This is a genomic window from Tepidanaerobacter syntrophicus (assembly GCF_001485475.2).
GTDB classification, from domain to species: Bacteria; Bacillota; Thermosediminibacteria; order Thermosediminibacterales; family Tepidanaerobacteraceae; genus Tepidanaerobacter; species Tepidanaerobacter syntrophicus.
This window is the reverse complement of sequence record NZ_DF977001.1, coordinates 95736-118751: the sequence shown is the minus strand read 5'-3', so window position 1 is coordinate 118751 and position 23016 is coordinate 95736. Positions and strand designations below refer to the sequence as shown.

The following is a 23016-nucleotide window of genomic DNA, read 5'->3' as shown; positions in this document are numbered from 1 at the left end:
TGAGTATGGCATGGGTAAGCGCTCATGAAGGTGTGCGAGATCACCCAAAAACCAGAGCATTAGCTCGCCAGCTTCAATGCAGTAGGCATGAAGCGATTGGAATACTCGTTACACTGTGGTTATGGGGCCTTAATAATGCTGATCGAGATGGAAATATTCTTAGTGCAACAGCTGATGATATAGCTGACGGCATTATGTACCGCGGACAGTCCGCGGGACAATCTGCACATGAAGCAGCAGAACATCTTCTGGAAAGTCTCATCTCTACTGGATGGATTGATGTTGCTGATGATGGTCATTTTATTCTGCATGACTGGGATGTATGGCAGGATCAATGGTATAAAGCACTCGATAAGCGGGCTAAAGAGGCTGAACGAAAAAGGAAACAACGTCAAAGTGATAATGATAGCGGAATGTCCGCGGGACAGTCCGCGGGACAAGACTATGGACATTCCATAGGACAAGACAATGGGACATCCGACCCTAACCGTAACCGTAACCGTGACCGTAACCTTAACCGTAACCTTAACATAAACCGTGATCTTGAAGAAGAGAGTGACGTGGCGGATCCAAGCCTTCAGGAAAAGAGATTTAATGAATTCTGGACCGCATATCCAAAGAAAGTAGGCAAGAAGGCAGCATGGAACGCCTGGAAAAAGGTCAAGCCTGATACAGAACTGTTTGACAAGATCATGACGGCCATAGGAAGAGCTAAAGCAACGTGGCAATGGCAGAGAGAAAACGGCAGATATATACCAAACCCAAAAACCTGGCTGAACGAGGGAAGATGGGATGATGAATACAAGGAGGAACCGCTGAATGGAATCAATAGCAAGTATTTTGACGGGAACAATCAGCAACCAGCGGCCAGCTCGCCGGGAGCAGAAAGTAAGAGAGATATGCTTGCAGGCTTCAAACGAGCAGAAGATTATTATTTCTATTCACGGTCAATAGATAAGGAGAAATAAGACTATGGTTGCTAACAAACAAAAATAAAAACGAGAGCATTATAAACAGCTCCCGCTCCGTTTAGCCAAATATTAACATATTTTTTAATATTCTATCACGGAGAGGGGGTTATTACAAGTGACAAATGAGGAGTTGGCGGCCATGGCCGCGCAGGGAGATATAGAAAGCCTGCATAAATTGTATTTCGCAGTGAAGCCACTGCTTTTCAAGCTCATAAGCCGGTATTTCCCTCTATGCAAGAACAGTTTAGCAGAGCCGGAAGACTTACTTCAGTGCGGTTACTTTGCGGTTTTAGAGGCCGTTAATGATTTTTCACCTGATAAGGGACTTCTTTTTAATTCATATCTTGGATATCACGTGAAAAATACATGCCTCGCTGAATTAGGATTTAAGGGTAAACGGCAGGTTGAGACGATATCGCTCAATGCACCCATATCTGAAGACGGAGACGACCTTACTTTAGAGGATGCTATTTGTGACCCCTCTTCGGATACATACAGTTATTGCGAACTAAACGATATGATGCTTATTGTCAGAGAAGAGATAGATAAGCTTTCGCCAAGAGAACAGATTTACATACATTACCGGTATTATGAAGAAAAAACCATTACAGAGATATGTGAGATCATGGGATGGGAAAGGTGGCTTACATGGGATATAAGATGCTCGGCTTTCAATAAACTGCGTAAATCAGAATCCATTCAAGAATTAGGGGAAGTTTACCAGTTTAGACGTATAAGTGAATTCTCAAATCCAGAGAGCGTTGTTATTAGCTTTGAGGACGAGGCTCTCAAACTCATATAACAATAACCAAGGGGGATGTGAAATGGCATTTAACATTCAGGAATTAATTGAGCAGGAAGACAGTTCAAGTATCATGGTTGAAGCCCGGCAGAAAGCTGTAAAACAGGCCTTGCAAAGATATAGGGATGGTAAGTCAAGCCCAGAGGAGAAAGCGGTACTTATACAAGCGATGAAGATATACAGGGAGATAGCTAAAGGTGAAAAAACCAGAGTGTATAACGAATTGCTTTGTTTCTATTTTGCAGAAAATCCTCTGGATAGCTATAAAACGGCGGCACGATTTAACATAAACAGAAGGACATTATTCAAGGACATAGACAGAGGCGTAAGGGACCTGACGGTAATTTTATATGGTATCGGCGGGATTGAGTTGCTCCCTGAAGAGGAAAGTCCGGCTTTTATAAAAGCTAAACTCCAGGAGGCAATAACAAAAAAGTTAACTGAAGAATTTGGAAGGAGGTGAAGACAATGTTTTTCCCTACTGCAGAAGTTAGAAATGAGGAAAGAGCTAAGTACATCGAAAAGCAAAAACAACGCCAGGAGCTACAGCGGCAGCAAGAGGAAAGGGAAGCTGCAGCAAGAAAGGCTGCTGAAAAGACGCCACATGAGAAAGCCTTGGACAAGCTAAAAGAAGCCAAAGAGCTCCTTAACAGCATTCAAATAGGCAGCCCAATGAACGAAGGATATATAACCGCTGCACTAAAGCAAATATGTGATATTCTGGACTTTTGCTTGACTGAAATCAAGCCAGAAATCAGCTCGGAGAAATAGTCCGGGAAGCTATAAGCAGAAAGGAGGGATAACGTGAAAAGCGGAAAGTTAAAGGGAAAAGGCTATATAAGTGCATTAGTTAGCAGTTACCTTTACTGTGGCAGAGCTCCTCCCTTCTAAAACCCATGCAATTAATTAAAATAATTCAGAAAGGAGGATAACTATGGGTGACGTCTATAGAATTGAGATACCAATAAGCATCAAGGATAATACAGATCCTGGAGTGTCCCAGGCTAAAAGTAAGCTGAATGCCTTTGATAAAGCAAGTCAAAGGACCCAGGAAAGGCTGGAGCAGATGAATAAAACAAAATACCAGATCGTCCTTGACGCGCTGGATAGGGCGTCAAGCATTGTCGGTAAAGTTTCATCAAAAGCACGCAGCATAGCGGGTAAGACGTTCAGTTTTACGATGAAAGTAATCGATCTGGCCACGGCACCATTGAGAAGCCTATGGAACTTTGCGACTTCCATCCAGGGAGCTATACTCGGGGCCACCGGCGCATTTGCTGGCATTTATAAACCAATGGACATAGCCGCTGACTTTGAGCAGACACAGATTGCATTTGAGACCATGCTAAAAAGCGCCGAGAAGGCCCAGCAGTTCCTGAAGGAAGCGTCAGAGTTTGCGAACAAAACGCCGTTTGAATTTCCGGAACTGATCAACAGCAGTAAGCTGCTAATGGCCTTCGGATTTGAAGCGGATAAGGTGCTGGATATGCTGAAAACCATAGGCGATACGGCCAGCGGCCTGGGAGCCGGCTCCAAAGGAATAGACAGAATCACCAGGGCCCTCGGCCAGATGCAGGCCAAAGGGCGAGCGCAGACAGAAGAGCTCTTGCAGCTCCAGGAACTCGGCGTGCCGGCTAACCAGATCCTGCAGGAAGAGCTCGGCCTCACCGGAGAGCAGATAGCGAACATCGGTAAAGAGAGCATAGAAGCGGCAAAAGTTATCGATGCATTGTTACGAGGCATGGATAAGCGCTTCGGCGGAATGATGGACAACCAATCCAGGACGGCCAAAGGTATGATCTCAACCCTTAAAGACACTCTCCAAAACTCACTCTTGAGGCCTTGGGGACAAGGCTTGTGGGAAGGCGTAAAGCCAGGACTTGAAAAGATCACTACCTGGATAGACGAGAACCAGGATATCATCGCTCAATGGGGAGAGGCCTGGAAGAAAGCCGGAGCAAATATCTCCAAGTGGGTAATGGCCAGAGTGGATGCCTTGAGAAATAGCATACAGCGCATGGTTAACTCCCAGGAATGGAAAGACGCCAAGAACTTCGGAGAAAAGCTGAAGATAGCCTGGGATAAGATCATAGCGCAGCCATTCAACGAGTGGTGGAATTCAACCGGTAAGGCCTGGCTTGCAGACAAAGCCAGCAAAATCGGCGAAGGAATAGGAACTGCACTCTCCGCAGGATTGCTGGCCATACTCGGAATTGACGCCAGGGGTGCCGTAGAGGACGGAACCAGCATAGGCGCTTCATTCGCTGAAGGTTTTACACGGGGATTTGACGGCAAGAAGGTAGGAGAGGCAATCCTGAACGCTATCAAAGGCGTATTTAAGGACGCAGGAACGCTGCTTCCAGGAGGAGAGAAGCCAAGCAGTACATCCTGGCTGTCTGCCGGCGCAATAGGGTTAGGAATTGCTAAAATATGGCCGCTACTTACAGGTATCTTTAAACTTGGAACAGGTGTTTTTAAGCTGGGAAGTAAGGCCGGGAAAGGTTTATTTAACCTTTTTGGAAAAGGGAGCAAAGATGGAGTACCTGCAGCAACAGGATCTCTTGTCCCTGACAGCTTCATAACTTCCACTATGGCCGTTACGGCCTCCGTAGTTTACATCAATGGCCCAACGATTGGAGAAGGTGGAAGTGGGGGCAAAATCATAAACAACATTCCAAGCTTACCTGGAGGAGGACCCGCGACAATACCGAAGCTTCCTGGAGGAGGATCGCCTCTTGCTTTACCGGGCGCCGCGGGAGCGGCAGGAAATGCTATAAATACTGTGAAGCTTGCTAATGGCACATACGTAGCGTCCGGAGGCGCATTAACAACAGGCCTGGCCAAGTTAGGAGTAGCACTCGGAAGCGGAGCAACAACTGCCGGCGGAGCTGCAGCTGCAGGCGCCGCAGGGATAGCCGGAATTATAGGCGGGATCCTCGGACTTGGTAGCGCAGGAATTGATGTTTATCAGGGAATAAAAGCAAGCAAAGCAGGCAATAACAAAGTTGCTAAAGATGAGTATGTAACCGCAGGAACCAAAGCAGGTATGGTCGGAACAGGTGCTTTAATAGGTACTGCAATCATGCCTGGACTTGGAACTTTAATCGGTGCAGGAATAGGCGGCGCAGCGGCGCTTTTAACCGGAGATAAAGCCGGCAAAGCCCTATCTGACGCAACGGACAAAGACGGAGCTTTATCAAAGTTCTGGGAAAATACCAAGATATGGGCAAGCAACACATGGGACTCCATCAAGACAGGAGCCTCAAACGCCGGATCATGGATCAGTGACAAGTGGAGCGGGTTCAGTGAATGGTTCGAAACTTCGATATGGACCCCGACAAAGGACGTTGGTATTTCAGCAATTAACATCGCAGCAGGAGCATGGAGCGAGGCAAGAGATTGGATCGGAGATAAATGGAGTGATTTCTCCGGGTGGTTTGATGAATCGATATGGACCCCGGTAAGCAATGCAGCCCAAGCCGCCGGCCAGTGGGTAAGCGAAAGATGGAGCGAGGCAAGAACATGGATAGGCGAGCGCTGGTCCGACTTTTCAACATGGTTTGAAGAGTCAATATGGACACCGGTCAAAACAGGAGCCCAGGCAGCAGGCCAGTGGGTAAGCGAAAGATGGAGCGAGGCCAAGACCTGGGTAAGCGAGACCTGGGGAGCTGTTTCAGGTTGGTTTGATGAATCGGTCTGGCAGCCGGTGAAAAGCGCAGCGCAGACAGCAGGAGCATGGCTGGGAGATCAGTTCACAGCAGCAAAGAATGCCATAAGCGAAGCCTGGTCCGGAGTGTCGGGATGGTTTGAACAGAAAGTCTGGGAACCCATCAAGACCGGAGCAACCAGGGCATGGGAATGGGTAGGCGAAAAGCTCGGTGGCATCGGTGAATGGATCGGCGACAAGTGGCAGAGCTTCAAAGACTGGCTCGGAGGCCTGGGTCAAAAAGGATCGAAAGAAACCGGCCTGACGACCAGCCAGGGCAAAGGCAGCGTCCTCGAACATGCATACGGCGGCATTATGACAAAGCCGCACATGGGCATCGTGGCCGAGGACGGAGCTGAAGGAATTATCCCGTTAAGCCCAAGCAAGAGGCAAAGAGGCCTTGATTTATGGCAGCGGACCGGTGAGCTTCTTGGCGTAAGGGCCTATGAAGACGGCGGAATCGTAGGAGAGGAACCGGACGAAATCCCGGTAGCCTCCGCAACCGGAAAGGCCGGCCAGAACATCACCATCAAGGTAGAAGTCAAGGCAGAGCCTAAATTCACGATTGAAGGCGGCGGAGACAACACCGATGAAAACAAAGTGGTGGCCATACTGAAGGCTTATATCCGCGAAATGACTGACGACATCGGAGACGAGCTGGCAGAAAGACTGGCCCGCATTTTTGCAAATATGCCGGTGAAAGGAGTGGCTGAAGCTTGAAGATTGATTTAGAGGGCGCTGTTAATGAGATTGTGGAGGAAATAACTTATCAAGCCAAATCAAGAGCGTTTCGTGCAGCCAACGAGCTCCGGAATTCAGCTTTAACTGTCCTTCGAGGAGAGCGTTCCGGTAAGGTTTATAAGAAGCCTGGCACATATGGCAGCAGGATGACAAAGCAAACAAAGAGCTTGCTTAAAGATTATGGCCATAAATTGCGAGGTGGGCAATTATACAGAGCTTCAGCACCAGGTGAACCGCCTGCAAATCGCAGTGGAAACCTGCGCTTAAGTTGGAGACCGCAATCTGCATCCGAGCGAATAGGCAAGACCGTAACAATAAAACCGGCAATTACTACTGAAGTAAAGTATGCTCCATATCTCGAAGAGGGAACCGATAGAATGGCTCCAAGACCATTTGAGGATCCTATCATCGAGAAAGCAATGCCTCGTATTAGTCAAATCTTCAAAGAGCCGTATTAGGCTTAGCCTTAAAAAGTAAAAGGGCGGAATAAAATCCGCTCTTTTGCTTTACTTGTTTGGACGGACATGTCCATATCAAAAATGCAGGCGAGAAACGGCCAGATTTGACTTGTACGGAGCGAATTTAAAGTAGGTAAGGTAAATACCCATGTTGGAGTTAAAATTCAAAATAAAGGGGAAATACGCGCCTAAAATATATTTTATAGAGTAAGCAAGAAAACAAAAACCCTGGTTTTTCCAGGGTTCTACTACTAACATGCTTTTATGAATTAATTAGCTTTTATCAATGAGCTCAATCTTAAAATAGACCGTTCCTGTATATGTTCCATAGGGAGAGCCGCTGGGGACATTTGGTATAAATTTAAGAGCTCCGTAACCTCTCACATTTGTATCACCATCTCTAAACCAAGCTACATCCTCGTTGCTCAAGCCGTTAATTTTAGTCCATCCAATACTTCCAGATGGATTTGAGCGCAAAATAGAGCAAGGTATTTTTGACTCGTTTTCTGTCCCTTTATCTTTATAAAGATAAAAATTTCCGCCGTTTTCATATGTAGCTTCACCGTCGATTTTAATATGGACTTCCTTATCAGATCCAATATCCATTTTTTCAGCCGTGAATGTAATAACTTCGCTATCATTGATAGAGATTGAAGCGGGGATATTTATTGTATAATCAGGTGTGAAAGTATAGGTATAGGAAACGGTCATACTTCCAGATGTCTGGCTTGCAAGTGCTTCTATTGGCATAACACTGCACACCAGGATGATGGCTATTAATACAGACAAAACTCTTTTATTCATGGCATAACCTCCAAATCAAAAATAGTTACAGCACCATTTAGCTCTTTTATTTCCTCCATGTCATAGCATGAATAGCTCAGGATTGCCCCTTCATAAATCCCGGATTTTAGCTCTCGGGAGATTTCAATAGAGGTAAGGACCTGTCCGGGTTCAAGCAAACCTGACTCATAAAGCTGCGTCCCATCTGGGAGCTTAATAGCAATTGACATATAACAGTTATTTTGTTTTGGATTACCGAGCTCTACCTTCTGAACCTTCTGGCCTGCTTTCATAGTGATATGCTTGTAACCTGGGATTGTGATCATACCAGGGGCGCCACTGTTATTCGATGATACATCTACATCGGAGAATGTCTTCACAGAGTCTCCAGGTAAGGACAAGCTCGCATCGTTAAAATTGTAACCGATTACTGCGGCTACAAACAAAGCTAAAGCTATACCGAATGAGACAGCTATTTTTTTAAAAATTCTGTTTCCAATGGTTTATCACTCCTTTCAACTGGCTTGTCTACAAAAATACTACAGAAGCTCCGGGTTATTAAGGCAAACTGGGTGGGTATTTTCCTTTTTTCCATCTTCGGATTGTCGAATCATCAGCCGGGCAAGAATCCGATCGGCCAGCCATAACATCTTCTATAAGCCTGGCTTCATAATGCTTTTTAGGAGCCATAAAATCCGGAAGCTCAAGATGCAGTTTATCGCAACATAGACACTTTAACCGGCGCAGTCGGTACCAGCAGATCTGGCCCGAACTATCAACGACATGGCGAGCTCTTGTATCATATCCGGAGAGCAGCTGGCCGCAGTCCGGGCAAAATGGAGCATCTTTATTCCGGATCTTATAAACCTTGCGGGCCTCGTCGTATTCCACGGTGTAATTAATAGCAATGATCAGGATAACCACCTCCTCATCCGCTGAACGTTATTAAATACGCCAACGTATTTGGAGCTGGTCCTGAATTTACCCACCTGGTATGCCTTAACCAGGTGAGCTGATCGTATTAACATGAATACAAACTAAAGCAAGCGGAGAAACCCCATGGAATATGGAACGATACTCGCAATAAAAGGTGTAGCTGATGAAATGAAGGAAAACCCGGCATTTGCTCAAGAAGTCATAGCAGCCTTTAACCGGTACCGGAAATATGACTGGGGAGACCTTTGTCAAGAGGATAAAGATCTGAATGATATGGCAGCCAGGACAGGCGAGCGGATACTGGCCGCATATGAGACCAGCAAGGGAAAGATCTGGATTATTACCGAATGGGATAGATCTGCGACAACAATCCTCTTCCCAAGTGAATATTAGCGGCCATAGCTCTTCCATGTCATACAATAGGACAATGACATCAAAGCTACACCAGAAACACAAAGAGAGCCTCCAGGACTTTATCCCGGTAGAGGCTCTCTTTTTCATATAAACGCGGAATGGCTTAAATATTACCACTGGGTATATTTTGAGCGGAATCTTAACGGACAGATATCGCTCTTATTTTATTTTAGGATAGATGAGGAAAAGGGATATTCAATAACCTCATAATTTCCTTTTCAGACTCAAGAACGCGTTCGGCAATAAAGTCCATAAAAGGTTGATCATCTTCATGAGCCCGCTCCAGTAAGCTAATATACTCATGTCGCAAGACCGGCGGAATTATGGCCAGCATATAACCGTCTTGAATAAGCGCCGTATTCATCAGCAACCGAGCAACTCTCCCATTTCCATCTATGAAAGGATGAATAAATACGAACCGCTTATGCAGCTGGGCGGCAAATTGGACCGGATGGTATTTGTTACGCGCGGAGCATGCCCACTGGAATAAGTTTTTCATTTCCTCTTCTATCCGTTCTACTGGGCATACTTCATATTTTGAGCCGGTTATAAAGACTGGGCGACTGCGGTATTTTCCCGCTTCCTCGGCATCAATACCTGTATAGAACATCCGGTGCATTGTAAGGGCGTCTTCTTCGGTTATTTGGTAACTATTAAGCAATGTAAACATGAAATCATAAGCCTTTGCATGCCCCAGGGCTTCGAATGTATCCCGAAGAGGCTTCCCTCCGACAGTCAGTCCGTCTTCCAGGAGGATCTTTGTTTCACTTAGAGTGAGGGTGTTCCCTTCGAGGGCATTGCTGGACCATGTAAGGCCTATCCGGTAGTAGTTTTTAATTTCATGAAGCAAATGACCTTCAAAGGGACGCTTTTCATCAATGGCCAGCTTGTAGCGGTCGATTTTTTCATATATCGTCATTTTATCAACTCCTCCATTTATAAATTCGTTTAATCTTCCGATGAGCTCTGCTGAGGATTATTTTTTATGGGTTTTATTTCAAGATATCGTGAACTGTTGCCAGTGCCGTAGAGTGAAAATTCTACATTGCCGACATTCAGTGTTTCAATCTTTCCCGCTTCATTACACTTTTTAATGTTGTCCTCGATCCACTGTTTGGATTTTTCAGGCTCGGCACCGTCAAATGGAACAGTAGCACAGTAACCAAGATAACCGGTAGCGATATTAAGGAAATCCTCTTCAGATATAGCAGCCAGATTGATAATTGAGAAGGTTGCATATTTCACATTAAGAGCACTGTTTGTCATGATGAAATAGGACAGATCAGCACCGGTTTCAGAATCGACCACGGAGGAAATATAGGAAATGTCGTCAGAGCCCTCGGATTTCTTGGAAGAGGCCTCCTTCAATCCCCATTTAACCAAGTTCAGTTTTATATCGGCTGCCTTAAGTCCCGGAATTATCTCATCATCTAATGTGAAGACAGTCTCCGATACTTCGGTAGGCTGAGTTTCAGTCGGTTCAGTTGGCTCGAATGGCTTGGACGGCTCGGATGGTGAGGAACTCTCTGCAGACTGACTATCGTCAGCAGTGGAAACAGGCGTAATGGTCTCAGAAGGCATAACACTTGAAGAGGGAGCTTCACTTTCAAAGTCAGTGCTCTCCGTAATAATCGGGGCCGGTTCCTTTTCTACTGCTGTTTTTTCTGGCGCTGGAGGCGTCAATGCCAAACCGACAAAAAACAAGGTGAAGCACACAACCATACCAATAGCACTTGGCTTCTTCGACTTTTTTCTAATCAGTGAGATTATAAAAACAACCAGGCAGACCACAAAGCCTACCATTCCGGTTAAACCAAGAACCATAAACATAAAATCATCCTTTCTTAATTATTTTTTAATGGAAATGCTGCCATTTGTCACCTCGCTGTCGTTTTCAAAGTTGTACCAAGGGCAAATTTTACTCTCTTGCCTCCTTGCCATTGAGGTACCCAGCTCCTGGAATTTTTACAGTAAAGCCATTGTTGTAGGGCGCAAAAATATGAATATTTTTCTTTTCCAAAGCAGGACATCCCCTCAATTAATATGTGACTTTCTCGCCAGATGGCAGTATAAAAGAGCCCTCGTATTTGCATCCGGCAGCTTCGGCTATCTTTTTTAGCTCATCGACAGTAAAAGTTTCACGCTTCATCTTTTGATTAAAGGCCTGTGGACTTCTGCCGGATAACCTTCCGAGTTCAGAAACACTTATACCAAGCTTAACACATAGAATTTTTAACTGTTCCGAAACGGACATATAACCACTCCTTTCGATATTCTCATTATAAACGAATTTATTTAATAAATCAACGATATTATTTCTCTTTTATTGAGAAACGTTAAATTAGTCATTGACACTATAAACAATATCATTTATATTATAAACAGAAACAATTAAAGGGAGTGATTACATGAGTACAAACGAATTAGTAAGCAAGGTTAGAGAGCTTAAAGAACTTCAGGCAATGGCAGAAGAGCTTCAGGCAGAAATAAATAGTATTCAGGATGCGATTAAAGCTGAGATGAGCGCCAGAGGAGTAGATGAAATGGTGGTTGATGTTTTCAAGATCCGTTGGAAGGTTGTAAAAAGCAGCCGCTTTGATACAGCAGCGTTTAAGACGACACATGCAGAACTTTATAAGCAATACTTGAAGGAAATAGAATCCCGCCGCTTCACAGTGGCATAAGAAAAGCCCCTTACATCAGCACCCGACTAAAAGCTTTGATGTAAAGAGCTTCACACAGACCAACCGGAGCGGTCTTGTACTAACATTGTACCAGATCCGCTCCCATAGTTCAATTTATAACTAACTTAAAGTCAGTACCGGAAGCCAGCAGGCAAAAGAAAACCGGATCAACAGACAACCCAACCACAAATGGCACCGCCAGGTGCCATGCCCGCAGAGCCTGCCGCCTCCACGCGGCGCGGGTGGATACCAACCAGGAGCAGGCAAACATACCCGAAGAGGACGACCCAACCACATAAATTGATAAAGGGGGTAAAAGACATGGCCAAAGTAGTAAGCTTGCAATCAGCTATCACACAGCAGCCAAAGGTAAGGTACATAATCACGATTGACGAGGACGAAACGCCGGTCCATGTAGCACGGGAACTAAAGCCTGGAGTAATTACCATCATGATCACAGCCAGGACACCGGAGGAAGCTGAGACAATAAGAAAAGAAGCTGCAGCTATCGCAAAGCAGCAACATAAGGACAGAATACCGGCGCCTATTGGAAGCCTAACAAAATCAAGGACCTTCAAAAAGCACCAGATTAGTCTCATACAAGTATGAGAAAAGCACAGTACAAGCCGGGCCTATTACCTTTAACCTATTACCTATTGCCTATTACCTTTTACCTTTTACCTATCACCGACTAATACCAGGAAGGGAGGAATAAACAGATGATGAACATATCACAGATCGAGTGGTGTAACTTCACCTGGAACCCGGTCACCGGCTGCCGGCATGGCTGCCCATACTGCTACGCAGCGAAACAGGCAAAGCGCTTCTCCGGAGACGTGAGGATCAACAAAGGATCCAGCCAGCTCCGGAAGGATGAAAACGGACTTTATATCCTGGATAACCCATTTAAAAACCAGGTAGGCAAGGTTATACCGGACCCGGTGGGATTTGAACCTATAATGCACAGGTACCGCCTGCCAATGCCGGCACAAAAGAAGAAACCAGCGAACATTTTCGTTTGCAGCTTGGGGGATCTGTTCGGACCTTGGATCCCGGATACCTGGATAGAGGAAGTATTCAGGGCCTGTGAAGCAGCACCATGGCATAATTACCTTTTCATGACGAGGTACCCGCAAAGATACGAACAAATGAGCTCCATAGGGCTACTCCCCCGCTCCAGGAATTTCTGGTACGGGACGACCGTCACCAGGAGCGCTGACCTTGATCAGATAGTATTCCTCCCCAGGAAGCAGCATAACCAATTCATCAATATAGAGCCGCTCCTGGAGGAGATAGACATAAGCGACATAGACTTCATGGACTGGATCATCATCGGAGCCGAGACCGGAAATAGGCGGGACAAAGTAAAGCCAAAGCGGGAATGGATAGAGACAATCGTCACTGCAGCCAGAACCGCCGAAATCCCGGTCTTTATGAATAGCAGCAAAGAGCTGGAGAAAGTCTGGGGCGGGGATTTAATACAGGAGTTCCCTGCAGAACTAATACTGCCGGAGGAGAAACCAATCCCACACTGCAAGAAGTGTGAGTACTGCAAAATAACCCCGGAAGGGAAGCGAGGGAACCGGCACGATTGCATGAAGGTAGGCAAACATATACCAGGAAGGTATGCACGGACCAGCCCGACATGGTGCCCGTTCCGGAACGAATAATAAATAAGGAGGAATGAAGGATGAAAAAGAACATTTATCAATTAGCATGTTTTTTGCAGACCGAGGAGAATACCAATGCCATATCTACAGCTGATCTTCAGGAGGATATCGAGGTAGCCAAAGAGGAAATCTTGTCATTACTGGCTGAAAAAGTAGGCAAAATAGCGGCAGAAGACAAACTCAACAATCTTACAACTTCTGTGTATGACCAGGGCTATATCGATGGAATCAGAGCAGGCGCACAGCTGATAAGACTAATTACTGGAGACGCCGACACCATCAAAATAACGGCTTAAAATTTGAGAAGGAGGCTAACGGTATGAGTAAAGCATGTATAACACCAGTTTTTCAAAGGCAGATGGAGCAAATGCGCAATATAAAGAACCTCATTTTTGACAATGATGCCATGGGAGAACTCCCGCCATTAACCAGATTATTATTTGCAGGCCTCTGGACCATGGTAGATGACAAGGGACGCATGGAGGACAATCCCAGGAAGATCAAGAAGGTTATAATGGGATTTGATGATGTGAGCGCCAGCCAGGTTGATGAAATGCTGCAGAGCCTGCACGATAGACGCTTTATCGTGCGATACAGCGTAAATGGCAGCAACTATATTCAGGTGAATAACTTTAGTAAATACAGGAACCGGCAGCTTTACAGAAGGTGCAGTCAAATACCAGCGCCAGAGTTTCAATAGGTATTTTAATCAGATATCTGATGTAGTATAATAGTAGGATACAGGCCACTAAAAGAGCACCAGAGATGCACCGGAAAAGCACAGTAATAGCACAGTGCCAGTACGGTGCAAAGTGCTTATTTTCAGGTAAGAGGAGGTAAAAAGATCATGGACAGACAAGCTGTTTATATATACAAGCTTCCGGATGAGGAAAGTTTCACCGGCATAGCTCTGGACGTACACATGCACAAAGGCAACCTCCGCTATTTTGATACCAATAGAGACCATGAGATCCCGGGAAAGATTACAGAGGAGACCGAGAAGGGATTTACCTTCATATCTGAAGGATACATGCCGGGGGAATGGCAGTTCAAGGTATTAACAATCGAAGAGTTCAAACACAAATATTACAAGCTGGTCGAAAGTGGCCAGGCGCTGGCGGCCAAGCTAAACACCACAGAGGACCTTCACCAATGGTATCGGAAGGAGTTCAAGATATGAATCAAAGTGGGGTTAAAAATAAAAAACGATGGAGATACTTTACATGATAAAGATGAAAAATGAGCTTATCATTTTATGCGGAATAGAGAATCAACGTGGTAGCAATATGGAAGCAAAAAAATTGCTAAACTTAAAAATTGACAATAATTTGAGCAAATATGATAATAGAAATAACTGAAAATAATAGGAATAACGACGAATAAAACTTTAACAATTGAGTGGGAATAATAATGAAAACCCTACAAGCCTTTATTCTGATAGGTTTGTAGGGTTTTAAATTACTTGCCATACTAAAAATTAAAAATGTAATATTTTTTGGGTCACAAAGCTGCGTATAAGCGGTTTTTAGATTTTTTGCAGGAAAAATTCATATTGACGCAGAAAAAAGACCTCACTATCCTTGCATGATGTTTAATAGAAAATTATAGAAATTCATGCTATAATGGTCATAGACAGGAGGAAGGGTGATGGATATGGCAGAAAAAGAAATCGGTGCTAATGGCACAGGGAATGATGAACAGCGGCCAAACGAAACTCATGAACCGAAGATTTATGAATCCGGCTATTTTTATCTGTCACAGCAAATAAACGATTTAAGAGACCGCATGGATGCAAAATTTGACAGAGTGGATGCAAAGTTTGAAGCAGTTCATAAAGAAATAAAAGATTTATCTGATAAAACCGATGCAAGGTTTGATAAAGTAGATGCAAAATTTGAGTCTATGAAAAAGGAAATGGATGCAAGGTTTGATAAAGTAGACGAAAAATTTGAGTCTATGAAAAAGGAAACCGATTTAAGATTTAACAAAGTAGAAGAAAGGTTCGACAAAGTAGAAGAAAGGTTCGACAAAGTAGAAGAAAGGTTTAATAAAGTAGACTCAAAGTTTGAGAAAGTAGAAGAAAGGTTTAATAAAGTAGACGCAAAGTTTGAGAAAGTAGAAGAAAGGTTTAATAAAGTAGACGCAAGGTTCGACAAAGTAGAAGAAAGGTTTAATAAAGTAGACTCAAAGTTTGAGAAAGTAGAAGAAAGGTTCGACAAAGTAGATGCAAAGTTTAACAAAGTAGAAGAAAGGTTCGACAGGATAGAGGATAAATTTGACGCTTTAAATAAATGGGCTGTTGGTTCTGTGATAGCTGTATTAATCGGAACGATTAGTGTTATTATAACTTTATTGCTAAAATAACCTCTAAGGCAGGGTATACTACTTCAAAAGAAGGAATAGCTATGGAAGAAATAGTAAAAATCGCAACATTAGAGAACGAAATCGAAGCAAAGCTTTTAGATATAGTGTTGGTTGAGCGTAACATACCGCACTTTATCGGAACGTATCATGATGCCGCATATGACGGAATTTTTCAGCCGCAAAAGGGCTGGGGCTTTGTTGAAACTCCGGCATCTTATAAAAGCCAGGTACTGGAAATTCTATCTGATATAAGAAAAGGCGATGGCATCGAAAAATAAAAAAGCAAATTAAATATATAGCAAATACTATGCAGTATGTGCGCCTAAACTATTTTTGTAAGAGTTTGCACACATACTGCATATTCTTTACTTATAATTATCTAATTATTAAATATATTAAAACTTTAATTTTATGAAGGAATATTAAATAGTATAGCGAATATATATTAAGTATAACACATTTAGCTATTTTATATTAAATAGAATAGCATATTATATTCAGGAGGTATCACATGATAAACTCTAAAATAACTCTTTCAGTAATTAAAGCCGATGTAGGCGGTTTTGTTGGGCATGGTAGCGTACATCCGAAAATGTTGGAAAAAGCGGAGGAAATGTTAAAAGAGAAAGGAAAAGATTTGTTAGTAGATTGTTTTGTTACAAATGTCGGTGATGATATAAATCTTATAATGACACACAAAGAGGGCATAAACTCTGAAAAAATTCACACATTGGCTTGGGATACTTTTCTCAGCTGTACTGAAGTAGCAAAAAGCCTAAAAATGTATGGAGCAGGACAAGATCTCTTATCAGATGCATTTTCTGGTAATATGAAAGGCATGGGACCGGGAATTGCTGAGATGGAATTTGAGGAACGGCCAAGTGAGCCAATAGTGATTTTTATGGCGGATAAGACTGAACCGGGAGCTTGGAATCTGCCGCTTTATAAGATATTTGCTGACCCATTTAATACCATTGGGCTTGTGATAGATCCAAAAATGCATTCAGGCTTCCGATTTGAAGTTTTCGACCTTATAAAAGACAAAAAAGTAACTTTTGCCTGTCCTGAAGAGCTTTATGATTTACTGATTTTCTTGGGCGCATCTAATAGATATGTCGTAAAAAGCATTTATACCAAGGAAGGCGAGATAGCGGCCGTGTCTTCAACGCAAAAAATGAATCAAATGGCCGGCCGCTATGTAGGTAAAGACGATCCTGTGCTCATAGTTCGGTGTCAAAGCGGTTTGCCAGCTGTTGGAGAAGTCCTGGAACCTTTTGCAAATCCCCACTTGGTAGCAGGTTGGATGCGTGGTTCGCACTATGGGCCGCTTATGCCGGTATCACAAAAACAGGCGCTTCCTACCCGATTCGATGGTCCGCCTAGAGTAATTGCAATGGGCTTTCAGCTAGCCAACGGAAAACTCCATGGTCCACAAGACTTATTCGCAGACGTAGCCTTTGATATGGCTAGACAAAAGGCTCTCAAAGTTGCCGATTACATAAGACAGATGGGTCCATTTGAACCTCATAGATTGCCCCTTGACGAAATGGAATATACTACATTACCTGGTGTGATGGAAAAACTTAAAGGCAGATTTGAACAATGCTAAATTTTCATGAAAGCGCGGCTAACTAACGCCGTGCTTTTTATTTTTTATGCACTGAATACTTATTTATTTTGTTTTATGATAATATTAAGTATAAAGATTTATAATCTAAAAAGTATATGAAAAGTTGTGATCCTGTGAGAATGCCTATTAATATAATAAAGGTGGACAATAGTTTAGACTTTCAGGAAAAACTATTAAAAAAAGCTGATAATATTGTGGACTTAACAGGCTTTGATAAACTAAGATTTTGTAGCCAAAAAAGCAGACTTTTGGAAATTTCCAACCATTTAAAGAAACTGCCTAGAGGAATAAGCTTTTTAGGTTCAAGTGATTTTCACCATCTTTCCTTCTCGTTAATAAGCAATCTGCCTGAAAAAATTTCTCTGATTTTAATTGACCATCATTCTGATATGTACGAAACTTTTCCTCATCTGATAAGTTGTGGATCATGGCTTGCAGAGCTTATAAAAGAGGGCAAAATAGAAAAATGCATAATAGTCGGAGTAGATGCCGGAGATTTTGCAATAGAAAAATATAGTCTCAAAGAGAGCAATCTGCTCTTTATTACAGAAAATGAGCCAGAAAAACTCTTGATATCTAAAATTGCATCTCAATTATCAAGGATTGAAACCCCTGTTTATATAAGCATAGATAAAGATGTGCTCCGCCCGCAAGATGCCGCAACTGGTTGGGATCAAGGCACCATGAGCATAGCAGGGCTTAAACGCCTGATTTGTACTATAAAAAATAACACTTATGTTTTTGCAGTAGATATTTGCGGAGAATGGATGCTACCAGGAGATAAAATATTGCTTACAAATGAAGATATATGGCGAAATCGTCTTAACGAGGCCGCAAATCTAGAAATATTAAGGGCGTTGACAAGCTAATTTTACAAAAGGTGTGGATAAATTCCGTAAAGTGATTTATAATGCTATATACAACCTTTGCAATATCTTGGCCCTACTTGACGAAGTTGTTATCCGTTGCTAAAACCGTCTTATTATATTATAATGTATAAGATGAATTTCTTAAGATGTAAGGAAGGAGCAGGCAATGCAAAAGAAAACAAATAAACAGGCCTTTGTCAAAGTCGATTACCGACTTTTGTATAAAAAACGTATACTAGACTATTTAAAATCACTAAAGGACAAGGATCTTACGCTTTGGGAAATGGATGAAGCAATGGGAAAACTTTTCAACTTAGGAGACGAAACAGTAATACCTATTTGCCTTGCCAAGCTTAGAGAAAATGATGAAGAAATGGCCCCGATAGTTTGTTATGCTTTAGAATACGCCAACAATATAAGCGTGCTGGAGCCTTTACTTGAAATATTAATCATGACAGATGTTTCTGATCGCATAAAAGCAAGAATAATTGCTGTACTAGGACGTTATGGCGTAGATGCGGCAGATCTTCCTCTGGAATTTATTCTGAAAGATTTTGATAAAGTAGCCTCTGACTCTATGCTGGAAATGTTTGAAGACGTTCAGAAAGATCCGTTTTTGATTCCACATATATTAGATGATTTAAATGAATTCTCTCCCGAGATGCGAGCAGCATATATCAGAGATATGGGTGACTTAAGAGACGAAAGGTCTATATACTTACTTGAAATTATAGCATTTGCCGACGATTATCTTTTAGCACAGGAAGCCGTAAAAGCGCTTGGGAAAATTAAATCCGGAAAAGCGCTTTACGTGCTCTTTAAACTGGCTAACAAATCCAAGGATGATAAAATACGAAAATTAGCTTTTCGCGAAGCCCAGAGGCTCAGACTAAGCGGGGTAATTATGAGTTACTTTGAGCCATGGCAAAATCTAAAAAGACCTATAAAAGCATTTGTTTCTGCTATAGATGGTACAGGCAACAGGTCGATTTGGATGGTGTGGCAAGATCCGTTTAAATACAAAAAGCTAAGTTTTGTAAATTTGCTTGTTAATACCGAATTAGGCGTTGTTGATTGTTGGGGAGTATCAGATTTAACTGCCCGCGAATTTAACTCTTCTATAAATGATTTTTCAAAAACAACTTTTATTGAAAAGTGCGATTTCGATTATGTTGTGGCACTTTTAGGAGATGCCCTTTTAGTAAATCAAACAAAAGGCAGCCGAATTCCTTATCAGTTTTATTTTTGGAAATATCTTGTCGAGCTAAATGATATCATAAAATATGAAAGGTATCGCCCTAAATTTGAAACCTATGATTTAGAGGCTATTAAAAATGATGATGCTTGTTTGAAAAAAACTTTTGGTTTAATAGATTATGGCTACTTCGACGATTGGTTTGTAAGAGATCCTAGAGTCTGTGCTTATGCCAAAGAAAGCAAAGCAAAGCACATACGCCAGATGAGGAAACTGAGTTATCAAAAATCAGAAAATCTCTTTAGAAATTTTACCGAAGAGCTTATAGAACCAAACATAAATATAATAAAGCGGATGTTGGAGCTTTCTGCTGATTTCCTAGAAAGGTCAAACTGTCGAGACATTGCGAAATTGACCTTATGTGCATTTTTAAATATGGATATGAAGCCGCTCTGCTGCCATCCGTTTATTCAAGGTCTGATAATTGAGAGCTTAGTAATGGCCTTAAGCAATGTAAGGAGCGAGAGCAAAATTCGGTCTAATTTAAATAGGTTAAAATAAAAGAGAAGATAAACAACGAGGAGGTATAAAATGGGGAAAAATTTCTTATTTACTTCAGAATCAGTAACAGAGGGACACCCGGATAAAGTTTGTGATCAGATAGCTGATGCTATCCTTGATTCCATTATTGCAAATGATCCGCAGGCAAGAGTTGCTTGCGAAGTTGCTGCAACTACAGGTTTAGCGCTGGTTATTGGCGAAATTACTACGGATTGTTACGTTGATATTCCCAGTATTACTCGCGAAACTATAAGAGAAATAGGATATACGAGAGCAAAATTCGGTTTTGATTGCGATACCTGTGCGGTTATTACAAGCATAAAAGAGCAGTCCCCTGACATTGCCATGGGCGTTAACTGTGCTTATGAGGCGCGTGAAAAAGAAGGTGCTGCAGACGAACTTGAAAAAATCGGTGCCGGAGATCAGGGAATGATGTTTGGCTTTGCCGTAGATGAAACGCCGGAACTTATGCCGATGCCTATTTCTCTTGCACATAAACTAGCTCGCAAGTTAGCTGAAGTCAGGAAAAATGATGTGCTTCCTTTTCTAAGGCCCGACGGAAAGACTCAGGTAACGGTTCAATACGAAAATTCAAAACCTGTAAGGGTGGACAAAATAGTGGTCTCGGCGCAGCACAGTTCTTCGGTTAAGCTTTTAACCCTTCAAGAGGGAATTATAGAAGAAGTTATAAAAAAGATTATTCCAGCCCATCTTATGGACAATAAAACACAAATTTTTATTAATCCTACCGGCAGGTTTGTAGTCGGCGGGCCTCATGGAGATTCAGGCCTTACAGGCCGTAAAATCATAGTTGATACATATGGCGGCTACTCACGGCATGGCGGCGGTTCTTTTTCAGGAAAGGATCCGACTAAGGTAGACCGTTCTGCATCTTACGCTGCCCGTTACGTAGCTAAAAATATTGTAGGAGCAGGCCTTGCTTCTAAATGCGAGATTCAGCTGGCCTATGCAATAGGTGTTGCAAAACCGGTTTCTGTGATGATTGATACCTTTGGCACAGGCATTTTGCCGGATGAAGAGATAGAAAAGCTGGTTGTACAAAATTTTGATCTTCGCCCCGGAGCCATCATAAGAGACCTAGATTTGAGAAAACCAATCTATAAACAAGTTGCGGCATATGGACACTTTGGAAGAGAAGAATTAGATTTATCTTGGGAAAAATTAGATAAAGTTGACATATTAAAAGCACAAGCAAGCAGCCTTTAAAAAGGCTGCTTTTTACTCGATATATTTTAATCTACTTAGATTGGGGCCAAAATTAAACGTTAAATTATTATTGAAGCAGGGATATTCGTATATTTTAGCGAATATATACAGCAGACATAAACTATTTTATAAATTTTTGGAGTTTGCCATGAATAAATCAAAATTAAATGCAGAATATCTAAATAAAATACTAAATAACACCATTGAAACAATCGAGAAAAGTCAAAAAGAAATTTTTAGCATATTTGAGCATGCAAAGCAAGAATGCGAACGCTTGGAAAACGAACTTGCAGAGCTAAAGATTCAAGTAAAGGAAGTTATTGAAAGAGTAGACAATCTAGTAAAACTTGAGCGAGCTGCTAAATTTAAATTAATGACGGTAAGCCGAGATTTCGAAAAGTATTCGGAAGAAGACATTAAAGCTGCCTATGAAGAAGCGAAAAATATTCAAATACAACTTTCTATAGAGCGCCAAAAAGAGATACAGCTTAGAGAAAAGCGAAATGATCTTGAACGCAATTTAAGAAGTATGCTCAATATTTTGAATCAATCTGAGCATTTAGTAATGCAGCTAGGAGTAGCTTTAGGATTCTTAAAGGGCGATTTAAAGGAAATGTCGAGCCAACTGGCAGATATTAATGAGCGGCGAAGTCTGGCGGCTCAAATAATAAAGGCACAGGAAGAAGAGCGGCAGCGGGTAGCTCGAGATATCCACGATGGCCCGGCTCAAACGCTTGCAAATGTAGTTATACAGGCAGAAATTTGCGAAAGAGTTATGGAGAAAGACCTGAATGAAGCTAAAAAGGAACTTGAAAAACTCAAGGAGGTTGTAAGAGCATCTTTGCAGGAGCTTAGAAAAATTATTTTCAATTTAAGGCCGTCTTCTTTAGATGATTTAGGCTTAAGAGCCGCAATAAGCAGGTACTGCGAAGAATTTCAAGAGGAAACCGGGATAAGAACAGAGTTTCGGTTTTTTGGGGATAGAATGAGACTCAATCCCGATGTTGAAATTACTATTTTTAGGGTTTTGCAAGAAATACTTACAAATGTAAAGAAGCATTCTTGCGCAAAAAATTGTTATGTAAAGCTGGAGTTTAGCGATGGAAGAGTAAATCTTGCAGTAACAGACGACGGAATTGGCTTTGAGATAAATCAGGAAAATTCAAATAAGGAGTCACGGCAACATTTTGGCATTATGACAATAAAAGAACGAATTGCCCTGGTAGATGGTTCTTTCAATATTGAGTCTAAACCTGGTCAGGGGACAAAAGTATTTGTAAGTATTCCATTTGGCAACTAATTATGGAGGAGTGTTTGTTTTTGGAAAAAATTACTGTTATATTAGCTGACGACCATGTTTTGATGAGAAAAGGCCTAAAAAAAATTTTGGAGATGGAAGATGATATCGAGGTAATAGATGAAGCTTCTGACGGCCTTGAAGCTGTTGAAAAAGTTATTACTAGAAAGCCACAAGTGCTTCTTTTGGATATAAATATGCCTAAGCTAAACGGGATAGAAGTGACAAAATCATTAAAGGAAAAAAACTCGACTTCCCAAATAGTTATTTTGACAATATATGATGACAAGGAGTATCTTCTTGAATTGCTAAAGTTAGGGATATCAGGATACGTCCTTAAAGACATAGAGCCTCAAGGCCTCATTTCAGCCGTGCGAAGCGCCAGCCGAGGTGAAACTTACATACAGCCAAACTTGACAAGGGCGCTAGTGGCAGAATACAATCGTTTAACACAGCCATTATCAAATCATGATCTTAAAAGAAATCTTACAGCAAGAGAAAGAGAAGTTTTAATACATATATCCAAAGGAATGAGCAATAGAGAAATATCTGCCGCTCTTGGTATAAGCGAGAAAACAGTAAAAAACCACGTAAGTAGCATTTTGCACAAATTGGATCTTATGGACAGAACCCAAGCAGCTGTCTTTGCTATAAAAAACGGTCTTGTTTAGGCTACTGTATATACAGAGATATAGGCCTAAAAGCCTA

General features: G+C 42.2%; 27 protein-coding genes. 21 read left to right on the top strand and 6 right to left on the bottom strand.

Annotation, left to right across the window (positions count from 1 at the left end; translation table 11 throughout):
- Nucleotides 1–5: 5 nt before the first annotated feature.
- From TSYNT_RS05575 to TSYNT_RS05550, 6 genes are all read left to right on the top strand, one after another.
- The gene (locus TSYNT_RS05575) at nt 6–968 is read left to right on the top strand and encodes a hypothetical protein (RefSeq protein ID WP_059032516.1); all 963 of its coding nucleotides are present in this window, start codon (nt 6–8) and stop codon (nt 966–968) included.
- Between the two features lie 118 nt (nt 969–1086).
- On the top strand, nt 1087–1773 hold the full coding sequence (locus TSYNT_RS05570; protein WP_059032515.1) for a sigma-70 family RNA polymerase sigma factor: 687 nt from the start codon (nt 1087–1089) through the stop codon (nt 1771–1773).
- A 22-nt stretch (nt 1774–1795) separates the two neighbouring features.
- Nucleotides 1796–2236, top strand: a complete 441-nt coding sequence (locus tag TSYNT_RS05565) for a hypothetical protein (protein ID WP_059032514.1) — start codon at nt 1796–1798, stop codon at nt 2234–2236.
- A 5-nt stretch (nt 2237–2241) separates the two neighbouring features.
- Nucleotides 2242–2544 carry a hypothetical protein gene (locus TSYNT_RS05560; RefSeq protein WP_059032513.1) on the top strand — a complete coding sequence of 101 codons (303 nt, stop codon included), beginning with the start codon at nt 2242–2244 and terminating at the stop codon, nt 2542–2544.
- A 163-nt stretch (nt 2545–2707) separates the two neighbouring features.
- Nucleotides 2708–6199 carry a tape measure protein gene (locus TSYNT_RS05555; protein WP_059032512.1) on the top strand — a complete coding sequence of 1164 codons (3492 nt, stop codon included), beginning with the start codon at nt 2708–2710 and terminating at the stop codon, nt 6197–6199.
- Nucleotides 6196–6678 (top strand): hypothetical protein, encoded by a 483-nt coding sequence (locus TSYNT_RS05550; protein ID WP_059032511.1) that lies wholly within the window; start codon nt 6196–6198, stop codon nt 6676–6678. The genes TSYNT_RS05555 and TSYNT_RS05550 overlap by 4 nt, the downstream gene beginning before the upstream one ends.
- A gap of 273 nt (nt 6679–6951) precedes the next feature.
- Here the strand turns inward: TSYNT_RS05550 and TSYNT_RS05545 are convergent, their stop codons facing one another.
- The 3 genes from TSYNT_RS05545 to TSYNT_RS05535 all read right to left on the bottom strand — a co-directional run bounded on the left by TSYNT_RS05545 (nt 6952) and on the right by TSYNT_RS05535 (nt 8385).
- Entirely contained in the window at nt 6952–7482 is a 531-nt protein-coding gene (locus TSYNT_RS05545; protein ID WP_023062288.1) for a hypothetical protein, read from the bottom strand.
- A complete protein-coding gene (locus tag TSYNT_RS05540; RefSeq protein WP_059032510.1) occupies nt 7479–7841 on the bottom strand; it encodes a hypothetical protein in 363 nt (120 codons plus the stop codon). Before TSYNT_RS05540 ends, TSYNT_RS05545 begins: the two co-directional genes overlap by 4 nt.
- Nucleotides 7842–8019: 178 nt before the next feature.
- Nucleotides 8020–8385, bottom strand: a complete 366-nt coding sequence (locus tag TSYNT_RS05535) for a DUF6431 domain-containing protein (protein ID WP_162780989.1) — start codon at nt 8383–8385, stop codon at nt 8020–8022.
- Between the two features lie 135 nt (nt 8386–8520).
- On the opposite strand from TSYNT_RS05535, the gene TSYNT_RS05530 reads away from it, so the two are divergent.
- Nucleotides 8521–8790 carry a hypothetical protein gene (locus tag TSYNT_RS05530; RefSeq protein ID WP_059032508.1) on the top strand — a complete coding sequence of 90 codons (270 nt, stop codon included), beginning with the start codon at nt 8521–8523 and terminating at the stop codon, nt 8788–8790.
- 190 nt (nt 8791–8980) lie between these two features.
- Here the strand turns inward: TSYNT_RS05530 and TSYNT_RS05525 are convergent, their stop codons facing one another.
- The 3 genes from TSYNT_RS05525 to TSYNT_RS05515 form a co-directional block, all read right to left on the bottom strand.
- Entirely contained in the window at nt 8981–9730 is a 750-nt protein-coding gene (locus TSYNT_RS05525; protein WP_059032507.1) for a Fic family protein, read from the bottom strand.
- Between the two features lie 29 nt (nt 9731–9759).
- The gene (locus tag TSYNT_RS05520; protein WP_059032506.1) at nt 9760–10641 is read right to left on the bottom strand and encodes a hypothetical protein; all 882 of its coding nucleotides are present in this window, start codon (nt 10639–10641) and stop codon (nt 9760–9762) included.
- Between the two features lie 208 nt (nt 10642–10849).
- Nucleotides 10850–11065 (bottom strand): helix-turn-helix domain-containing protein, encoded by a 216-nt coding sequence (locus TSYNT_RS05515; protein ID WP_023062291.1) that lies wholly within the window; start codon nt 11063–11065, stop codon nt 10850–10852.
- A gap of 154 nt (nt 11066–11219) precedes the next feature.
- Between TSYNT_RS05515 and TSYNT_RS05510 the strand changes: the two genes are divergently transcribed.
- The 14 genes from TSYNT_RS05510 (at nt 11220) to TSYNT_RS05445 (ending at nt 22979) form a co-directional block, all read left to right on the top strand.
- Complete coding sequence (locus TSYNT_RS05510; protein WP_023062292.1) at nt 11220–11495, top strand: hypothetical protein; 276 nt, start codon at nt 11220–11222, stop codon at nt 11493–11495.
- A 321-nt stretch (nt 11496–11816) separates the two neighbouring features.
- Nucleotides 11817–12104: a hypothetical protein gene (locus tag TSYNT_RS05505; protein ID WP_023062293.1), complete on the top strand. Its 288-nt coding sequence runs from the start codon at nt 11817–11819 to the stop codon at nt 12102–12104.
- Nucleotides 12105–12214: 110 nt separating this feature from the next.
- Nucleotides 12215–13165, top strand: coding sequence for a DUF5131 family protein (locus TSYNT_RS05500; RefSeq protein WP_202859730.1), 951 nt, complete (start codon nt 12215–12217; stop codon nt 13163–13165).
- Between the two features lie 20 nt (nt 13166–13185).
- Nucleotides 13186–13461 (top strand): hypothetical protein, encoded by a 276-nt coding sequence (locus TSYNT_RS05495; RefSeq protein ID WP_059032505.1) that lies wholly within the window; start codon nt 13186–13188, stop codon nt 13459–13461.
- Between the two features lie 23 nt (nt 13462–13484).
- Nucleotides 13485–13865, top strand: coding sequence for a hypothetical protein (locus TSYNT_RS05490; RefSeq protein ID WP_059032504.1), 381 nt, complete (start codon nt 13485–13487; stop codon nt 13863–13865).
- A 147-nt stretch (nt 13866–14012) separates the two neighbouring features.
- Nucleotides 14013–14345: a hypothetical protein gene (locus TSYNT_RS05485; protein WP_059032503.1), complete on the top strand. Its 333-nt coding sequence runs from the start codon at nt 14013–14015 to the stop codon at nt 14343–14345.
- A gap of 467 nt (nt 14346–14812) precedes the next feature.
- A complete protein-coding gene (locus TSYNT_RS05480) occupies nt 14813–15529 on the top strand; it encodes a hypothetical protein (RefSeq protein ID WP_059032502.1) in 717 nt (238 codons plus the stop codon).
- Nucleotides 15530–15570: 41 nt separating this feature from the next.
- Nucleotides 15571–15807, top strand: coding sequence for a hypothetical protein (locus TSYNT_RS05475; protein ID WP_059032501.1), 237 nt, complete (start codon nt 15571–15573; stop codon nt 15805–15807).
- A gap of 233 nt (nt 15808–16040) precedes the next feature.
- Nucleotides 16041–17138 carry a fructose-1,6-bisphosphate aldolase/phosphatase gene (gene fbp / locus TSYNT_RS05470; RefSeq protein ID WP_059032500.1) on the top strand — a complete coding sequence of 366 codons (1098 nt, stop codon included), beginning with the start codon at nt 16041–16043 and terminating at the stop codon, nt 17136–17138.
- 140 nt (nt 17139–17278) lie between these two features.
- A complete protein-coding gene (locus tag TSYNT_RS05465) occupies nt 17279–18028 on the top strand; it encodes an arginase family protein (protein ID WP_059032868.1) in 750 nt (249 codons plus the stop codon).
- A 166-nt stretch (nt 18029–18194) separates the two neighbouring features.
- Nucleotides 18195–19784 carry a HEAT repeat domain-containing protein gene (locus TSYNT_RS05460; protein ID WP_059032499.1) on the top strand — a complete coding sequence of 530 codons (1590 nt, stop codon included), beginning with the start codon at nt 18195–18197 and terminating at the stop codon, nt 19782–19784.
- A gap of 30 nt (nt 19785–19814) precedes the next feature.
- Nucleotides 19815–21011 carry a methionine adenosyltransferase gene (gene metK, locus TSYNT_RS05455; protein ID WP_059032498.1) on the top strand — a complete coding sequence of 399 codons (1197 nt, stop codon included), beginning with the start codon at nt 19815–19817 and terminating at the stop codon, nt 21009–21011.
- A 148-nt stretch (nt 21012–21159) separates the two neighbouring features.
- Nucleotides 21160–22311, top strand: coding sequence for a sensor histidine kinase (locus TSYNT_RS05450; RefSeq protein WP_059032497.1), 1152 nt, complete (start codon nt 21160–21162; stop codon nt 22309–22311).
- 20 nt (nt 22312–22331) lie between these two features.
- The gene (locus TSYNT_RS05445) at nt 22332–22979 is read left to right on the top strand and encodes a response regulator (RefSeq protein WP_059032867.1); all 648 of its coding nucleotides are present in this window, start codon (nt 22332–22334) and stop codon (nt 22977–22979) included.
- Nucleotides 22980–23016 lie beyond the last annotated feature (37 nt).

Coding starts and splice junctions, on each gene's coding strand:
- TSYNT_RS05565 (WP_059032514.1), top strand. CDS start 1,796: ATGGCATTTAACATTCAGGAATTAATTGAGCAGGAAGACAGTTCAAGT.
- TSYNT_RS05505 (WP_023062293.1), top strand. CDS start 11,817: ATGGCCAAAGTAGTAAGCTTGCAATCAGCTATCACACAGCAGCCAAAG.
- TSYNT_RS05545 (WP_023062288.1), bottom strand. CDS start 7,482: ATGAATAAAAGAGTTTTGTCTGTATTAATAGCCATCATCCTGGTGTGC.
- TSYNT_RS05560 (WP_059032513.1), top strand. CDS start 2,242: ATGTTTTTCCCTACTGCAGAAGTTAGAAATGAGGAAAGAGCTAAGTAC.
- TSYNT_RS05480 (WP_059032502.1), top strand. CDS start 14,813: ATGGATATGGCAGAAAAAGAAATCGGTGCTAATGGCACAGGGAATGAT.
- TSYNT_RS05485 (WP_059032503.1), top strand. CDS start 14,013: ATGGACAGACAAGCTGTTTATATATACAAGCTTCCGGATGAGGAAAGT.
- TSYNT_RS05500 (WP_202859730.1), top strand. CDS start 12,215: ATGATGAACATATCACAGATCGAGTGGTGTAACTTCACCTGGAACCCG.
- TSYNT_RS05475 (WP_059032501.1), top strand. CDS start 15,571: ATGGAAGAAATAGTAAAAATCGCAACATTAGAGAACGAAATCGAAGCA.
- TSYNT_RS05530 (WP_059032508.1), top strand. CDS start 8,521: ATGGAATATGGAACGATACTCGCAATAAAAGGTGTAGCTGATGAAATG.
- TSYNT_RS05555 (WP_059032512.1), top strand. CDS start 2,708: ATGGGTGACGTCTATAGAATTGAGATACCAATAAGCATCAAGGATAAT.
- fbp (WP_059032500.1), top strand. CDS start 16,041: ATGATAAACTCTAAAATAACTCTTTCAGTAATTAAAGCCGATGTAGGC.
- TSYNT_RS05465 (WP_059032868.1), top strand. CDS start 17,279: ATGCCTATTAATATAATAAAGGTGGACAATAGTTTAGACTTTCAGGAA.
- TSYNT_RS05575 (WP_059032516.1), top strand. CDS start 6: ATGGCATGGGTAAGCGCTCATGAAGGTGTGCGAGATCACCCAAAAACC.
- TSYNT_RS05490 (WP_059032504.1), top strand. CDS start 13,485: ATGAGTAAAGCATGTATAACACCAGTTTTTCAAAGGCAGATGGAGCAA.
- TSYNT_RS05520 (WP_059032506.1), bottom strand. CDS start 10,641: ATGTTTATGGTTCTTGGTTTAACCGGAATGGTAGGCTTTGTGGTCTGC.
- TSYNT_RS05450 (WP_059032497.1), top strand. CDS start 21,160: ATGAATAAATCAAAATTAAATGCAGAATATCTAAATAAAATACTAAAT.
- TSYNT_RS05515 (WP_023062291.1), bottom strand. CDS start 11,065: ATGTCCGTTTCGGAACAGTTAAAAATTCTATGTGTTAAGCTTGGTATA.
- TSYNT_RS05460 (WP_059032499.1), top strand. CDS start 18,195: ATGCAAAAGAAAACAAATAAACAGGCCTTTGTCAAAGTCGATTACCGA.
- TSYNT_RS05510 (WP_023062292.1), top strand. CDS start 11,220: ATGAGTACAAACGAATTAGTAAGCAAGGTTAGAGAGCTTAAAGAACTT.
- TSYNT_RS05495 (WP_059032505.1), top strand. CDS start 13,186: ATGAAAAAGAACATTTATCAATTAGCATGTTTTTTGCAGACCGAGGAG.
- TSYNT_RS05525 (WP_059032507.1), bottom strand. CDS start 9,730: ATGACGATATATGAAAAAATCGACCGCTACAAGCTGGCCATTGATGAA.
- metK (WP_059032498.1), top strand. CDS start 19,815: ATGGGGAAAAATTTCTTATTTACTTCAGAATCAGTAACAGAGGGACAC.